The organism is Salinimicrobium sp. TH3 (genome assembly GCF_026676115.1).
In the GTDB taxonomy this organism is placed as follows: domain Bacteria; phylum Bacteroidota; class Bacteroidia; order Flavobacteriales; family Flavobacteriaceae; genus Salinimicrobium.
On the sequence record NZ_JAPONB010000008.1, the window covers coordinates 156,803 to 173,161 of the forward strand.

16 protein-coding genes are annotated in these 16,359 nt (G+C 41.8%); 10 read left to right on the forward strand and 6 right to left on the reverse strand.

The genetic code is table 11. The annotated features are described in order from the left end of the window. Positions 1-8: 8 nt before the first annotated feature. A complete protein-coding gene (locus tag OU683_RS12960; RefSeq protein WP_268138986.1) occupies positions 9-2,240 on the forward strand; it encodes a hybrid sensor histidine kinase/response regulator in 2,232 nt (743 codons plus the stop codon). 96 nt (positions 2,241-2,336) lie between these two features. Here OU683_RS12960 and lpxK read toward each other — a convergent pair whose 3' ends face one another. Then, a complete protein-coding gene (gene lpxK, locus OU683_RS12965; RefSeq protein WP_268138988.1) occupies positions 2,337-3,344 on the reverse strand; it encodes a tetraacyldisaccharide 4'-kinase in 1,008 nt (335 codons plus the stop codon). Between the two features lie 215 nt (positions 3,345-3,559). On the opposite strand from lpxK, the gene OU683_RS12970 reads away from it, so the two are divergent. The 5 genes from OU683_RS12970 to OU683_RS12990 all read left to right on the forward strand — a co-directional run bounded on the left by OU683_RS12970 (position 3,560) and on the right by OU683_RS12990 (position 8,459). Next, positions 3,560-4,654, forward strand: coding sequence for a Nif3-like dinuclear metal center hexameric protein (locus tag OU683_RS12970; protein WP_268138990.1), 1,095 nt, complete (start codon positions 3,560-3,562; stop codon positions 4,652-4,654). A 2-nt stretch (positions 4,655-4,656) separates the two neighbouring features. Further along, positions 4,657-5,436 (forward strand): zinc ribbon domain-containing protein, encoded by a 780-nt coding sequence (locus OU683_RS12975; RefSeq protein WP_268138992.1) that lies wholly within the window; start codon positions 4,657-4,659, stop codon positions 5,434-5,436. 231 nt (positions 5,437-5,667) lie between these two features. Continuing rightward, the gene (locus OU683_RS12980) at positions 5,668-6,246 is read left to right on the forward strand and encodes a hypothetical protein (RefSeq protein WP_268138994.1); all 579 of its coding nucleotides are present in this window, start codon (positions 5,668-5,670) and stop codon (positions 6,244-6,246) included. A gap of 1 nt (position 6,247) precedes the next feature. Beyond that, positions 6,248-6,907, forward strand: coding sequence for a peptide-methionine (S)-S-oxide reductase MsrA (gene msrA, locus OU683_RS12985; RefSeq protein ID WP_268138996.1), 660 nt, complete (start codon positions 6,248-6,250; stop codon positions 6,905-6,907). Positions 6,908-6,962: 55 nt separating this feature from the next. Beyond that, entirely contained in the window at positions 6,963-8,459 is a 1,497-nt protein-coding gene (locus OU683_RS12990) for a potassium/proton antiporter (RefSeq protein ID WP_268138998.1), read from the forward strand. Positions 8,460-8,529: 70 nt separating this feature from the next. On the opposite strand, the gene OU683_RS12995 is transcribed toward OU683_RS12990, so the two are convergent. Further along, a complete protein-coding gene (locus tag OU683_RS12995; protein ID WP_268139000.1) occupies positions 8,530-8,967 on the reverse strand; it encodes an organic hydroperoxide resistance protein in 438 nt (145 codons plus the stop codon). 64 nt (positions 8,968-9,031) lie between these two features. On the opposite strand from OU683_RS12995, the gene meaB reads away from it, so the two are divergent. Then, positions 9,032-10,117, forward strand: a complete 1,086-nt coding sequence (gene meaB, locus OU683_RS13000; protein WP_442800855.1) for a methylmalonyl Co-A mutase-associated GTPase MeaB — start codon at positions 9,032-9,034, stop codon at positions 10,115-10,117. On the opposite strand, the gene OU683_RS13005 is transcribed toward meaB, so the two are convergent. Beyond that, entirely contained in the window at positions 10,112-11,053 is a 942-nt protein-coding gene (locus OU683_RS13005; protein ID WP_268139004.1) for an NAD-dependent epimerase/dehydratase family protein, read from the reverse strand. The genes meaB and OU683_RS13005 overlap by 6 nt on opposite strands. A gap of 123 nt (positions 11,054-11,176) precedes the next feature. Here OU683_RS13005 and OU683_RS13010 point away from each other — a divergent pair, with 123 nt between their 5' ends. From OU683_RS13010 to OU683_RS13020, 3 genes are read left to right on the forward strand one after another with little or no spacing between them, the layout of a single operon-like run. Further along, entirely contained in the window at positions 11,177-11,893 is a 717-nt protein-coding gene (locus OU683_RS13010; RefSeq protein WP_268139006.1) for a glycosyltransferase family 2 protein, read from the forward strand. Further along, positions 11,886-12,509: a lipid-A-disaccharide synthase N-terminal domain-containing protein gene (locus OU683_RS13015; RefSeq protein WP_268139008.1), complete on the forward strand. Its 624-nt coding sequence runs from the start codon at positions 11,886-11,888 to the stop codon at positions 12,507-12,509. Before OU683_RS13010 ends, OU683_RS13015 begins: the two co-directional genes overlap by 8 nt. Beyond that, positions 12,502-14,121: an ArnT family glycosyltransferase gene (locus OU683_RS13020; protein WP_268139010.1), complete on the forward strand. Its 1,620-nt coding sequence runs from the start codon at positions 12,502-12,504 to the stop codon at positions 14,119-14,121. Before OU683_RS13015 ends, OU683_RS13020 begins: the two co-directional genes overlap by 8 nt. On the opposite strand, the gene OU683_RS13025 is transcribed toward OU683_RS13020, so the two are convergent. The 3 genes from OU683_RS13025 to OU683_RS13035 are packed head-to-tail and all read right to left on the reverse strand — an operon-like array spanning position 14,087 to position 16,296. After that, positions 14,087-14,677 carry a phosphatase PAP2 family protein gene (locus OU683_RS13025; RefSeq protein ID WP_268139012.1) on the reverse strand — a complete coding sequence of 197 codons (591 nt, stop codon included), beginning with the start codon at positions 14,675-14,677 and terminating at the stop codon, positions 14,087-14,089. The two genes, OU683_RS13020 and OU683_RS13025, sit on opposite strands and share 35 nt — an antisense overlap. 3 nt (positions 14,678-14,680) lie before the next feature. Continuing rightward, complete coding sequence (locus OU683_RS13030) at positions 14,681-14,908, reverse strand: DUF8828 family protein (protein ID WP_268139014.1); 228 nt, start codon at positions 14,906-14,908, stop codon at positions 14,681-14,683. Between the two features lie 5 nt (positions 14,909-14,913). Further along, positions 14,914-16,296, reverse strand: coding sequence for an MATE family efflux transporter (locus OU683_RS13035; protein WP_268139016.1), 1,383 nt, complete (start codon positions 16,294-16,296; stop codon positions 14,914-14,916). Positions 16,297-16,359 lie beyond the last annotated feature (63 nt).

Here is a 16,359-nt window from a genome sequence, read left to right on the forward strand (position 1 = left end):
AGGTCCCAATGAAGAACTTTACTCTTTTGATGGTGACGTTGTTTTTCTATTCCTTTTCCTATCCTCAGGAAAAAAACCTACAGGAAGCAGATGAAATCAATGTCACTATTGAGCAATTATTGGAAGACGCAGAAGAGTCGATCAACAGTGTAAACTTTGATCAGGCAATGCGTGAATTGCATACCGCTCTTGAACTGTCACGATCTATCAACCATCAACGGTTGATCGCCCTCTCCAGTAGTATTTTGGCACAACTGCATTATGTACGCCAGGAAAATGAAAAGGCGGCCACAGAGCTGCAACGGGCAATCTCTATTCAGCGGGAAATAGAAGACGAGGAAGGTCTTGCCTATAGCTATCTTAACTTCGGAAAAATTTTTACTGCCAAGGGAGTCTTTGATCGCGCAACCGAATATTTCGACCTTGCTGAAGGTCTTTATAAAAAGCAGAATGATCTGGAAGGTCTTGGAATTGTGGACCTCAACCGGGGGATTCTTTATTTAAATACTGCAAATAGACCTCATGCTGCCCTTACACTACTCAATTCGGCAGAAGAGAAATTAAAGACCAGTGGCAGCGATAATGAATATGAGCACGGACGAGTTCACTATTACAAAGCACGTGCTTATCAGGCTTCAGATCAATGGGAAGAGGCTAAGGCCGAGGCAGAAAAAAGTATGTTATATGCCCGCAGGAACAATTTCGCGGGAATGGTACAGCATACATTGCTGGTTCAAAGTCAGCTTCAGGAGCAAATGGGAAATCCTACAGAGGCCCTGGCACTTCTTAAACAGAATAACAAAATTCAGGATTCCCTGGATGCCCTCAACAGAGAGGCCCTTGCTCTGGATGCAAATGCCCGCTACGGGGTTGATGCGCTCAAAAGCACTGTTAGTGAGTTGACAAGAAAAAACGAAGAGAAAGAGAGAAATTTAAAGGTCAACAAATTAACTACTATTCTTAGTGTGGCTTTGATCACTATTTTGTCCCTGCTAACCCTTTCCCTCTACAAAAATAATAATCTCAGGGCCCGCGCAAATGACCTGCTACAAAAGAAGAATTCAGAATTAATCACGGCCAAAGAAAACGCCGAAAAGGCTTCTCTTGCTAAAGCGCAATTCCTTTCCACTATTACCCACGAGCTAAGGACCCCATTATATGCAGTAACAGGTTTAACCCACCTGCTTCTGGAAGAGAGTCCTACAGAAAATCAAAAGGAACACCTGAATTCTCTCAAGTTCTCGGGAGAATATCTGCTTTCTCTAATCAATAATATTCTTGACCTCAACAAACTCGAAGCTAAAAAAGTGGAGATGCTGGAGAGTTCCTTCAATTTAAAGAAGAGGATAACAGATGTGTTGATCGCTTTAAAAAATTCGGCTGAAGATAAAAAAACAAAACTGCACCTCGAATTCGACAAGGATATTCCAAGAAAATTAAAAGGAGATCCACTTAAAATTTCACAGATCCTTATCAACCTCATAGGTAACTCTATTAAATTCACCGAAGACGGAGACATCTGGGTACGTGTAAAGCGTCTTAGCCAGAAGGATAACCGGGTGCTTTTAAGATTTGAGGTCCAGGATACCGGGGAAGGGATAAGTAAGGAAAAACAAAAAGCGATTTTCGAGAACTTCACCCAGGGCTCTCTACAAATCAACCGTAAATTTGGTGGTACCGGGCTGGGACTTTCCATTGTGAAAAACCTGCTTAATTTAATGGACAGCGAGATTCACCTGGAAAGCGAACTTGGAGAGGGTTCCTTATTCCATTTTGAATTAACTTTTGAAGCTCTTGAACCGGCAAATCCTCAGGATAAGAAGATCAATGAAATTCCCGAGCCGTTGTCAAACGACATCATGCATGAAAAGAAGATCCTAATTGTTGAAGACAATAAGATCAATCAAATGATCACCCGCAAAATCCTGGAAAAAAATAAGGTCATTTGCGACGTGGCCGACAATGGAACTGCAGCAATTTCAAAAGCAGAAAACGAGAATTTCGACCTCATTTTAATGGATATCCACATGCCCGGGATAAGCGGGATCGAGGCTACCCGGGAGATAAGAAAATTCAATGAGACCATTCCTATAATTGCTCTTACTGCCGTAACCCTGGAAGAGAGCCTGGATGAATTTTATCTCAATGGTTTTAACGATATTATTCCAAAACCGTATAAAACGGAAGAATTCTTTCAAAAAATAAATAAATATTTAAGTCAGGAAAAAGCCACGATTTAAAAAAACTGGCATGAGGTTTGATTTAGGTCTGATTCAGGTTATTGTATGAGATAGTTTGAATTAGCCAAATAATAAAAAATGAGACTGTAACAGGTCTCATTTTTTTTGCACATAATCCAGAACCAGAGCATCAAACTCCCCACCTCTGTGAAGGAACATGTTCCTAATTGGGAGATAAAAGATCTTCTCTCTGGAAATCTCATTTTTGAGCCGCATATAATCTTTTTCGGTAGTGATAATAAGCTCCTGGTGTTGAAGTTCCCGCAGTTCGGCTTCTGTAAAGTTATGGTGATCTTTATATGCTTTATGCTCAAAAGTCAACCCTAATTCCTGAAGATGATCCACGAGAGGTTTTGGATTAGCTATACCTGTTACCAGGGTAAATGGGGTTTTTTGAAGCTCCTTTAATTTTAGGGAATTATTTCTTCCAAAAACAGTTTGGCTGTATTCTACACTACTAAAAAAAACTTCCTGTTCGGGAGAGGGTTTTAGTTTTTTGACGATTTCCATCTGCTCTTCCAAAGAAAGCTCTGCCGGGCATTTCGTTACCACGATCACATTAGCCCTTTTAGCTCCCGAAACCGGCTCTCTTAGGTCACCTGCCGGAAGAACAAGATCATTGCGATAAATTTTTGAGTATGAAGTGAGTAAAATATATAATCCCGCAGCGACGCTTCTGTGTTGAAAAGCGTCATCAAGCAATATGACCCCGGGCTTTGGATCTTCTTTAAGGAGCTCTTCTATTCCATGGGCGCGGCTTTCATCTACAGCCACCATAACATCCGGAAATTTATACTTGAACTGCAGGGGCTCATCCCCCACTTCTGTCGCCGGTTCATTTCCCGAAAGCAAAATATACCCTTTGCTTTTTCTTCTATAACCACGGCTAAGGGTTGCTACCTTATGATCCATTTTTAGCAGGTGAGTAAGATATTCCACCATGGGAGATTTACCTGTGCCACCCATACTAAGGTTGCCTACCACAATAACAGGCAGATCAAAACTCCGGGAAGGTAAGATTCCGCGGTCATAAAGTTTATTACGCACACGCATTACTCCCCCATAAAGAATGGAAAAAGGATAAAGTATTTTTCTTGCAGACATGGATGCGAAGGTAATTTTTTTCAGGAAACGGAAAAGATCTAATATAGCAACAGCAAAAAAAATATAGTTAAAATTTCCCTTTTTGAAACCTTGTTTCTGCGATATCTTTTCTTCTAAAGATCCTTTGACGAAATAAATCCTAAAGAGAAACTATCGGGGTTTATGCGCTTGGCTTCAGAATATTTATCTTTGACTTCTTCAGTAAAAGAGAAATTATGTTCATTAAAGATGTTATTCAGGAAATTGAAAGATTTGCTCCTACTGCCTACGCCGAAGCTTATGACAATGTAGGTTTACTCACCGGCTCCCCAAACACCGAGGTCACAGGCGCGTTGGTGACCCTGGACACCTTGGAAGACGTGGTGGACGAGGCATTGGAGAAGAATTGCAACCTTATAATTAGCTTTCATCCCATAATTTTTTCAGGCCTTAAAAAACTTACAGGCAGCAATTATGTTGAAAGGACTGTGCTAAAGGCTATTAAGAACGACATAGCTATTTACGCGACTCACACTGCCCTTGACAACAGCTTTAAAGGTGTAAATGACGTAATTTGCGAACAACTGGGGCTAAATAAAAGGAAGATCCTTGTGCCCCAGGCGAATACTATTAAAAAATTACTCACTTTTGTTCCCAAGAATGATGCTGCAGGTGTTAGAGAGGCTTTATTTGCCGCCGGCGCAGGAACTATAGGAAATTATGATCACTGCAGTTTCAATCTTATTGGCAGTGGATCCTTCCGCGGAAATGAGGAATCAAATCCCGTCATTGGAAGAAAAGGAGAAACCCATTATGAGGAAGAAGCGCAGATTGGGGTAACCTTTCCAAAGCACCTTGAAAAGAACGTTTTAAATGCCCTTTTCAACAGTCATCCTTATGAAGAGGTCGCATATGAGGTCACCAGCCTTGAAAACACCAATCAACAAATTGGCCTTGGAATGATTGGCGAACTCGAGGAAGAAATGGAAGAAAAAGATTTTTTAAGACAGGTGAAAGAGATCTTTAGAAGTGGGATCATTAGACATTCATCACTGTTGGGAAAACCAATTAAAAAAGTTGCTGTTTTGGGTGGAAGCGGAAGCTTTGCCATTAATAAAGCTATTGCCGCCGGGGCAGATATTTTTATTACTGCAGATCTTAAGTATCACGACTTCTATAAAGCTGAGCAAAGACTGGTGTTGGCCGATGTTGGGCATTACGAAAGTGAGCGATACACAAAAAACCTCTTAGCCTCTTTTCTTAAGAAAAAATTTGCTAATTTTGCAGTCGTTTTATCAAACACAGAAACCAATCCTATCAAGTATTTTTAACTATGGCAAAAAAATCCGATGTTACTGTAGAAGAGAAGTTAAGAGCGTTGTACGATCTTCAACTTATAGACTCCCGCGTGGATGAAATAAGAAATGTACGAGGTGAACTTCCGCTTGAGGTAGAAGATTTAGAAGATGAAGTTGCGGGCCTTAACACTCGTATGGAGAAAATGGATGCCGACCTGGAAGTGATCGACCAGGGTATCAACACCAAAAAAGTTTTGATAGAAGATGCGAAGGCATTGATCAAAAAATATAATGAGCAGCAAAAAAATGTGCGTAACAACAGAGAATTCAATGCACTTTCAAAAGAAGTCGAATTCCAGGAGCTCGAAATAGAACTTGCTGAAAAGCAGATCAAAGAATACCGTGCGCAGATCGACCAGAAGAAAGAGGTGATCGAGCAAACGAGGGAACGATTAGCCGAGCGCCAGAAGCACCTTGAACACAAAAAAGGAGAGCTTGATGAGATTCTTGCTGAAACTGAGAAGGAAGAGAAAGCTCTTCTTGACAAATCTAAAGAATTTGAGCAGCAAATTGAAGATCGCCTGGTAAATGCTTATAAAAGAATTCGCGGCAGTGTAAAGAACGGTCTTGCAGTAGTTCCTGTTGAAAGAGGAGCATCTGGAGGTTCATTTTTCACCATTCCTCCACAGGTTATTATGGAAATAGCCGGTCGCAGGAAGATCATTACAGATGAGCACAGTGGTAGAATCCTTGTAGATGAAGAACTGGCACAGGAAGAAAGACAAAAGATGAATGAACTTTTTCAAAGCTTTTAATTTTTCCCGATCAATATAAATGAACCCTTCACGAAAGTGAGGGGTTTTTTGTTGAAAATAAATTTGAGATGTGAGATGTGAGATGTGAGATGTGAGTATTGAGACTATTCACATAAAACATCTGTCTTGGTTCTTGTTTTTTGAAACGTGGCGATTTTGTTTTTCCCATTAACATCTGTTTCACAGAAATCTATTTTGTATGGCTTAACTTTAAAGATTAAACCTACCCCTATGAAAAAAGTATTTTTCATTATCACAGCAGTTGCTTTATTCTCTTGCAAGGACGGAAAAACAGGCAGCCCCGATACCTCCGAAAGAATAGATCCAGACACTATCTCTGCCGATACTCTGCCTCCCGGCAATCTCCAGGAAGAAAGAGACGCGGTACAGACAGATAAAGAAGTGGCCTTGTCTGAAGTTGAGCCTATGGAAACTAACTTAGGAAAATACCGAAAACTGGTAGAAAACAAACCCGCTGCTGATTGTGCCTGCGACTGTATAGAAATTTCATACGACCGTGCCACAGAGTGGTGTATAGACAAGAATAAAATGTACATAAATGCTATGTGTAAAAAAACCGGAGAAAACACGGCAGATGTATATTTCGTCTCAGCTTCCAGAGAGAATTCCCCCGACAGGGTCTTGCCCTGGAATGAATTCGATACCAATACTCCCGTGGCTACTCTCACCTTCCAACAGGATGGAAGTGCAGAACTCGACTGGCTAGGGTTTTCGAAAAATGGAGAAGTAGTGACAGATTATGCACTTTACGGTAAGAAAACATTAGAAGGAACTTATAAAAAAGAATAAAATGAAATATTTGATCTTAACTCTCTTTTTCAGCTTAACTGCTTGCAAAAATTCCTCGGGCGAGCCTGTAACTTTACCTGAAATAGCTAATGCCGAACCGGTGGAAGTACCTCTTCAGGATGGTCTTAAAAGGGCCTATTTTGCCAGTGGCTGTTTTTGGTGTGTGGAGGCAGTGTTTGAAAGTGTAATTGGCGTTAAAGAAGCGGTCTCAGGATATTCCGGTGGACACACGAAAAATCCGACCTATGAAGAAAGTAACACAGGCCGCACAGGACATGCCGAAGCAGTAGAAGTAATTTATGACCCCAACGTAGTGGATTTTGCCACTCTTACAGATGTTTTCTTCGGCTCAATGGATCCTACTCAAAAAAATGGACAGGGGCCCGATCTCGGCTCCCAGTACCGTTCTATAATTTTTTATCAAAATGCTGATCAAAAAAAGATTATTGAGCAAAAAATGAAAGAACTGGCGGGCCAGTATAAAAAAGCGATTGCTGTAGAGGTATTGCCATTTCAAAAATTCTGGGTGGCAGAAGATTATCATCAGGATTATAAGAAACTTAATCCCAATGATCCATATATACGGAATGTTTCTGTTCCCCGAATGAACAGGTTCAAGGAAAAATTTCCGCAGCTACTTAAGGAAAATCAACCTCAATAACCGCCAAAAAAGCCTAAAATTGGTTTTCTTTGCCGAAACAGAATATGCCCTATAAATGGATATTACCACAGAGAATGTACTATTAATAGGTTCACTTCTGCTTCTTATAAGTATCCTGGCAGGGAAAACCTCATATAAATTTGGAGTACCTACGCTTATACTTTTCCTTTCGGTGGGGATGTTAGCAGGTTCCGAAGGAATTGGAAAAATTGAGTTTGATGACCCTCAGCTTGCACAATTCGTAGGTATAGTATCTTTAAATTTTATCCTCTTTTCTGGAGGTCTGGACACCAACTGGAAAAGTATAAAGCCTATTGTTTGGCATGGAATATCCCTTTCTACCCTGGGCGTTCTCTTTACGGCACTTTCTGTGGGGACCTTCGTTTGGGCGATCACAGATTTTACTATCTATGAAGGACTGTTGTTAGGAGCGATTGTTTCCTCGACAGATGCTGCTGCAGTTTTCTCTATTCTTCGGTCCAAGAACATGGCATTAAAAGCAAATTTAAGGCCTACGCTGGAGCTGGAAAGCGGGAGTAATGATCCCATGGCTTACTTTCTTACCATTGCCTTTTTAGGCCTGGTGGTGAACCAGGATCAAAGTCTGCTTTCTATAATTCCGCTTTTTCTCCAACAAATTCTTATTGGCGGTGCGCTTGGTTTTCTCTTCGGAAAGCTTAGCAAAATAATCATCAATAAAATCACTCTTGATTTTGAAGGGCTTTATCCTGTACTTGCAATTGCCCTAATGTTCCTGGCCTTTTCGGCTACAGACAGGCTGGGCGGAAACGGCTTTTTAGCTGTTTATCTTGCCGGCGTTTACCTTGGAAATCAGGACCTCATCCATAAGCGTACGATTATGCGCTTTTTTGACGGGGTTGCCTGGCTCATGCAAATCGTACTTTTCCTCACTTTGGGGCTGCTTGTATTTCCAAGTGATATAGTCCCTGTTCTTGGCCTGGGGGTTTTAATTTCAGGATTTCTCATCCTTATCGCCCGGCCCATAGGAGTCATGTTAAGTCTTGCTCCCTTTAAAATGAAGATGCGCCGCCGCTGGTATATTTCCTGGGTTGGCCTTCGGGGAGCCGTGCCCATTGTTTTTGCCACTTATCCCCTGCTTGCGGGTATCGAGAAGGCGCACATGATCTTTAACATCGTATTTTTCGTTTCCCTCACTTCTGTACTGGTGCAGGGAACTACGCTCTCAACAGTTGCAAAATGGCTTCATGTGGCACTTCCAAAAAAGGCAAAAAGAATATCCCCTGTAGATGCTTTTCTTGCAGATGGGACAAAATCCCTTATTCGGGAAATCACCATTTCGCCAGATAATTTTACGGTTGGAAAAAGAATTGTAGATATCCATTTCCCTCGAAATGCTATTATAGCAATGATTTCCCGCAATGGCCAGTTTCTTACTCCAAATGGCGCCACCCAAATCGAAGAAGACGATACCCTGATCGTTCTCATGGAAAATCAACGCAATGTGGAAGCAGTATACCACAGCCTTCATTTGGCCTATAACCCCGATTCGGAAGATGATGAAAACTTATAAATTTTCTGGAATAAAGGCATAAAAAAAGAGCATTAAAAAATGCCCTTTTTGAATGGTAAGCGAGAAGAATCTATTCTTCCTCCTCATCATCCAGCATAAGATTAAGAGTTACATCAATGTTGTCGCGGGTAGCTCTTGAATAAGGACAAATTTCGTGCGCCTCATTAACCAGCTTTTCGCCTGTCTCCACATCTACTCCCGGAATATAAGAATCAAGGATGACCGAAAGCTGCAGGTCTCCTTCTTCAGTTTTTCCAAGGTCTACAGAAGCTGTCACAGAAAAATCTCCCAGATCTACCTTATGTTTTTTGGCTACCACCTGCAGTGCACTCCCGTAGCAGGCAGAATAGCCGGCAGCAAAAAGCTGTTCCGGATTGGTTTTTTCTTCGCCTTTACCGCCCATAGATTTTGGAACGCTAAGATTGAAATCCAAAATTCCGTCATCACTTTTCACGCTTCCTTCTCTCCCGCCGGTTGTGGTAGCTACACCAGTATACAATGTCTTCATAATGATCTTTTATTTTGTTATTTTAGTACTTCAATATACAAATAAGATCTCCACCTAAAAATTAATTCCCAGTTTGAAAAAACAATCGGCTCTACAAGAAAAAGAAGGCAGTCGCCCCTCATCGGAGATTAATGCGGCAATGGCCAAAAAAATAAGGGATTCCCGAAAGAAGGAATTCACGGTTGATGAAATGTTCACCCGGCTAAGATCGGGGGACAAATCGGCTTTGAGTCAGGGAATTACCCTGGTCGAGACCAACCAGCCAAAGCAACAGGAAAAAGCAGCTCAACTAATTGAAAAATGCCTGCCGTTTGCAAATGAATCTATCAGGATTGGAATCACAGGCGTTCCCGGAGTTGGAAAAAGCACCTTTATTGAAGCCTTTGGCGGCCATTTGGCTGACGCCGGAAAAAAAGTAGCGGTTCTGGCGGTAGATCCCACCAGCACGATTTCGGGCGGAAGTATTTTGGGTGATAAGACAAGGATGGAGACCCTGGTTAATCATAAGAATGCATTTATTCGACCTTCTCCCTCGGGAGATTCCCTTGGAGGGGTGGCAAAAAAGACAAGGGAGACCATCATTTTATGTGAAGCGGCAGGCTTTGACACACTTCTTATTGAAACCGTGGGCGTAGGACAAAGTGAAACTACCGTTCACAGCATGACCGATTTCTTTTTGCTTCTGAAACTGGCAGGCGCCGGAGACGAACTTCAGGGAATAAAACGTGGAATAATGGAAATGGCCGATGCCATTGTTATCAACAAAGCCGATGGTGAAAACCGAAAGCCGGCAGAAAGAGCTCGCGCAGAATTCCGTAGAGCTTTGCATCTTTATCCGGCTAAAGAAAGTGGCTGGCAGCCCAAGGTTTTACTTTGCAGTGCCTATTATAAAGAGGGAATTTCTGAAGTATGGGAGCTTATTTTAGATTATGAGCAAAAGATGAAAGCCGGCGGGGATTTTAGCAAAAAACGGCATGAACAGAATAAATTCTGGTTATTACAAACGATTAATGAGCATTTAAAAAGCCGCTTTTACAACCATCCGGAGATCAAGAAACTGCTAAAACAACAACTTGAAGCGCTGGAGAACAACGAAACGACTCCCTTTGAAGCAGCTAATTATTTGCTTCAGCAATACCGGGAACTATAGAAAATTTTCCCTGTACCATTCTACCTGAAGGCGCAGACCTTCTTTTAGAGTAGTTTTAGGTTCGTATCCCAGCATCTTTTTCGCCTTCTGGATATTGGCTAAGGTCCTGGACTGGTCGCCCTGTCTTCTTGGTTTCACCTCAAGTTCAATTTTCTTCCCCAGGATCTCCTCTACCATTTCAATTCCCTGCTGAGTCTTGTGTTCTTCTTCGGCTCCAAGGTTAATGATCTCTCCATCCAATAATTCGTGATTTTGTACCGCCTTAAAGATCCCTTCGACTATATCGCCGACATAGGTAAAACTCCTAAGATGTTTTTCACTCCCTTCAAAAATTGGGAAAGCCTCTCCTTTTAATCCGCAGGCGATGAGTTTGGTATAAAGTTTCTCTGGACGTTCACGTGGGCCGTAAACAGAAAATAGCCTTAGAGAAGAACACTTAATCTTTTTCGACCTGCTCAACGCCAGGGCAAGTTGTTCTGCGGCAAGCTTTGAAACTCCATACCAGGAGGCCGGTTTTGGTGCTACAGTTTCAGGGAAAGTTGCTTCGAGGCCATAAACTGAAGAAGTTGAGATGTTGAAAAAATGCTTCAGGTTTTTGTTCTTTTGAGCGAACTCCAGGAGATTTTGAGTGGCTATTACATTGTTGCTGAAATATTCTTCAAAAGTACTTTCAGAAGAAATTCCGGGTTGAGCCGCAAAATGAATAATGAAGTCGAAATTTGAAGAAAGTGAATCAAAGGCTTCAGGCTTTCGCAGGTCCATTTTGATCACTTCAATTCCATTTTTCCGAAGAGCTTCAGCATTAAGCTCTTTTAAAGAAACATCATAGTAATTTGAAAAGTTATCGAGTCCGGTCACGGTGTAACCTTCTTTTTGTAAACGTTCCGCAGCATGTGATCCAATGAACCCGGCTGCTCCCGTTATTAATACCTTCATATTTAAATGTCTTTTTCCAAAGTTTTATGGTTACAAAGAAACGGGTAATTTTCTAAAAAGCGCCTTTACCCTGTGGCTGTATAGGAATTGTAATATTACTACCTTTGCGCATATTTAATTTTAATGGAATACCAATTTACTATCGTAGTTCCTCTCTACAACGAAGCACCTAATTTATTAAGGGTGGAGCAGGAATTAGATAAATACATACAAAAAGCACCTATTAAAACCTGCGTCCTATTTGTCAATGACGGATCTACAGACAATAGTCTTCAATTGGTTCAGGAAATTTCACGTCGTAACACAGCTTTTAAGTATATCTCTTTTGACCGGAATTACGGTTTAAGTTCGGCTATCAAAGCAGGTTTCGATCATGCGGAAACTCCTTTGATTGGCTATATAGATTCAGATCTTCAAACAGATCCCGAAGATTTTGACTTGCTGTTGGAGCATATAGGGGAATATGACCTTGTGACCGGCGTGCGTACTAATAGGAAAGATTCATTTAAAAAGAATCTTTCTTCCCTTGTTGCCAATGGTATAAGACGCAGCTTTACCCAGGATGGAATGGATGACACCGGCTGCCCCTTAAAAGTTATTAAAGCCGATTATGCCAAACGTATTCCAATGTTCAAAGGGCTACACCGGTTTTTGCCCGCGATGATCCTTCTCCAAAATGGTAAAATAAAACAGGTCCCCGTGAGACATTACCCCAGGATCGCAGGGAAAGCGAAATTCCACCTCCTCAACAGGCTTGTGGGTCCCTTTGTAGATTGCTTTGCTTATTTGTGGATGAGGAGGAATTACATCAATTACAAAGTAGCTCAAAAAAATGAGTAGCTGGCAGGTGTATACCCTTGGGTTTATAGCCCAGGCCCTTTTCTCGGCCAGGCTCCTGCTACAATGGATAGCTTCTGAAAAACAAAAAAAGGTTCTCACCCCTTCCAACTTCTGGAAGGTCTCTCTTTTCGCTTCTTTCTTATTGTTCGTTTATGGCTATTTACGTAACGATTTCTCCATAATGCTGGGCCAGGCTCTTACCTATTTCATCTACATACGTAATATGCAGTTACAGGGAGAATGGAAAAAAATGTCCGGGTGGTTACAGCTTTTTCTTTATTTTTTCCCGGTAATACTATTCATTTATTCATACAACAATAATGTTTATGACGTTCAAAACCTGTTCTATAATGAGAAAATACCATTATGGCTACTGGTATTAGGCTCCACAGCTCAGGTGATTTTTACATTGCGCTTTGTCTATCAATGGGTTTATTCTGAAAGGATAAAAAAGTCTGTGTTACCAATGGGGTTCTGGCTTCTGAGTTTTGCAGGTGCGGTTTTGATCCTTATTTATGCAATTTTGCGGAAGGATCCTGTTCTATTTGTAGGACACCTGGCGGGAAGCGTTATCTACGTAAGGAATATGGTTTTAATAAGAAGAGAAGATGACTAAGAATCAAAAATACCTGCTCTACATCCTCCTTGTCTGGGTTCTGATCTTCCTGGTCCACCTCGATGTGATCTATGTGAACATCATGGAGGCGCGTAATTTTATCACGGCCCGTGAAATGGTGACAGATGGAAACTGGATCCTCACCACCATGAACGCCGAAGCCCGTTATGAAAAGCCCCCGTTACCCACCTGGCTCACCGCCATAAGCGGGCTCATCTTCGGGTTTAGCAGCCTCTTTGGAATGCGGCTACCGGCAGCTCTCATTACCCTCCTGCTGCTTTACGTTTTCTACAGGTTCATTCCGAAACTGGGGGTCACATTAAAACATTCCTTTTTGGCTACGCTTGTCCTGGCCAGTTCTTTTTATATCATCTTCATGGGGCGCAATGGACAATGGGATATTTTCACCCATTCTTTCATGATGGTCGCAATTTATTTTCTGTGGAACTTTTTTAACAGTGAAAAAAACCTGATCAAAAATGCCATTTTTGGAGCTGTATTTTTTGGATTTTCTTTTTTAAGCAAAGGCCCGGTTTCCCTTTATGCATTGCTCCTGCCCTTCCTTATCGCCTACGGAAGTATTTACGGCTTCAAAGGATTTACAAGAAAGTGGAAAGCCTTTTTTATCTTTCTAGTAATAGCGCTCTTCATTAGTGGCTGGTGGTTTTTATACGTAAGACTGGCAGACCCTGTCTCGTTTATCGAAATCACTTCAAGGGAGACTACCCGCTGGACAAATTACAACGTACGGCCATTTTATTACTACTGGAGCTTCTTTACCCAAAGTGGAATATGGACAATTCCTGCCTTTGTTGCTTTGTTGTATCCTTATTTGAAGACGCGGGTCTCGAATAAAAAAGCCTATAAATTTGCTCTTTTATGGACTTTGGCTGCAGTGGTTTTGCTATCGGTTATTCCCGAAAAAAAATCCCGCTACCTCCTCCCGGTATTAATACCCATGGCCTTAAACACAAGCTTTTATATAGAATACCTCTTTAGATGCTTCAAAGAACTTCCAAAAAAAGAAAATTGGGTCGTCTATTTTAACCACGGTTTGATCGCAACTATAGGGCTCGTTTTCCCGGTTGCAGGTTACTTCCTGCTTGAACTGGAAGGCCACTGGTTCTGGTACTTCTCTGCATCCATAGTACTCTTTGGACTTGGAGTTGCTTTATTCTACTTTCTGAAAAAGCAAAAATATCCAAGGGTTTTTTATCTCACTGTTGCTTTTATTTGCGGAATAATTGTCTTTGCATTTCCGCTTTCAAATGCTTTTTTGAAAAACCCGGATTTCAGGAATTTTGATGAACTTCGGAAGCTTTCTGAAGCCGGTGGTTTCCAGGTTTATGAGTATGCTACTGAAACACCCGAGATCATTTGGGAGTTTGGAAAACCTATTCCGAAGTTAACCAGGGAAAACTTTAGATTACCTGAAGAAGAGAAATTCGGAATCATTATGCGGGAACAGGATTCAGTTTTAATAGACTCTCTAAAAGGGGATTTTGAAGTGTTGTCTTCAAAAAGATATGACCTCAACTACGTGAATCCTGAAGCTTCGGGATACAAGGACAGGTTGATCAGGCAGTTTTATCTCCTGAAACGGAAGGATTAAAATACTTTTTCAGCAAAAACCCGAAAAGCAGGTAGAAAGTATATCCAATTCCTATCCCAATTATCCAGCCGGTAAGAATATCTCCGGGATAATGTACGCCGATATAAATACGGCTGTAGGAAACCAGGAGCCCCCAGGCTATTAATACGCCGAAAATGTGTTTCCAGTAAGTTTTGAGGATCATTCCGAGAAACACCACAAGAGCTGCCGAGCTTGCTGCATGCGCAGAAAAATAGCCGTACCTGCCGCACCTTACTGCTACAAATCGTGCGTATTCCATCACACCTTCCTGCCTGCACGGGCGGGGACGCTCAAAAAAATGTTTAAACAGGTTGGAAAGTTGATCTGTACAGGTGATCACCGCCGCTACCAGGACGAGGCTTAGCAAAGTCTTCTTCCATCCCAGTGCCCTGTATAGAAAAAAAACAAGCAGGATGTAAAATGGGATAGACGCAAACTTATTGGTAATGAAATTCCAAAAGTCATCCCAGGCGGGATTCCCCAGATTGTTGAGAAAAAGGAAAATTTCGTGATCCAGTTCTACCAACTGCTCCATAATTTAGTCTTCGTATCTGGAAATTTCCCGGTCATAAAAATCGGTGGCCTCTTGAATAAGGCCTTCGGCTTCAGAAGAAAGTTCTTTTTCATCGGTTGCATCAAAATCTTCCAGCCATTCTACCTCGTCATTTTCCAGGTTTATAATGAACCTTGGAAATTCGGTATGAATGATAAAAATTGCATCGGGATAATCTGTATTATCACCTAAGAGGAATTTTGGAAAGTCCATAGTTTCTATTGTACATTTTGTTCGGCAGGCTGGCCCGCAGGCTCTACCGTAAGTAATAATTTATTGCTTAAATAATTAAACCGAAGATACAACATTAATGCCGATGCAGTAAGACCGGCGAGTAACCCATACCAGATCCCCATGCTGCCTAGAGCAGATTCTTTTCCCAGGTACCAGGATACGGGAAAACCAATGATCCAGTAAGCTATAAAGCAAATAAGCGTTGGAAACTTCACATCCTGCAGCCCTCTTAATGCTCCAAGTATTACAACCTGCATTCCGTCACTCAATTGAAACAGGGCCGCTACGATCAACAATTGGGCGGCCAGTAAAATAACTTCGGCGTTATCGATATAAAGCGTGGGAAGCCAATCCTTCAGCAAAATAAAACCTACTGCAAAGACTGCTTCGATCAAGAAAACCAATAAAAAAGTTGAGAACGCAATACGTCGAAGCTCATGAAAATTTGCTTTCCCTTTTTGGTTTCCCACGCGAATGGTTGCGGTCACCCCTAACCCAACGGCAATCATAAAAGTCATCGATGCGAGATTGAGAGCGATTTGATTTGCTGCCTGCGGATTTGTTCCTAAAGTACCAGCGAGAAAAACAGTAGCAGTAAAAATAGCAACTTCAAACAGCATTTGTAGAGCGGTAGGAAATCCAAGGGCAAATAACTTCTTAAAAATGTCAATCCTTAACAACCCACTTTTGGACCAGATAAAGTACTGCCTAAATTTCTTCTTTCTTCTCAAGATCTCCCAAAGGAACCACAACATAAAGAATCTCGAAATCAAAGTTCCCAATGCTGCCCCTTCGAGTTCAAGTCTTGGAAAAATCCAGATCCCGTATATGAGCAGGTAATTAAATACCACATTCACAACATTGGCGATCAAGGTGGCATACATTGCATAGCGCGTTTGGGAAAGACCATCGGCAAACTGCTTATAAGCCTGGAAGAACATTAGCGGGATCATAGAGAATGCGACTATCTCCAAATAAGGAATTGCGAGGTCGACCACTTCTGGCGGTTGGTCAAGATGATATAAAATTGGTTTGGCCAGTAACAACAGGATGAAAAGAAATAATCCATTGATACCGCACATGATCACCCCGTGATGGAAGTAACTTTTCCCGGTCTCGATGTCTCCCGAACCATCGGCTTCAGCAATAAGAGGCGTGATGGCAAAAGAAAACCCAATCCCGAGGGAAAGGGCAATAAAGACAAGGCTGTTGCCAAGAGATACGGCGGCCAGGGGTGCAGCTCCAAGTTGACCCACCATGATATTGTCGGCCAGGCCTACCATGACATGGCCCAGCTGCCCTAACATCACAGGATATGCAATGTTCAGGTTTTTACCAAATTCTCTTGTGTAAGCTGTAAGCTGCAACCTTAAAAGTTTGAGGCTGCAAAGATAGAAAGTTTAATTGCCGGGCGACAACCCGGCCATTCT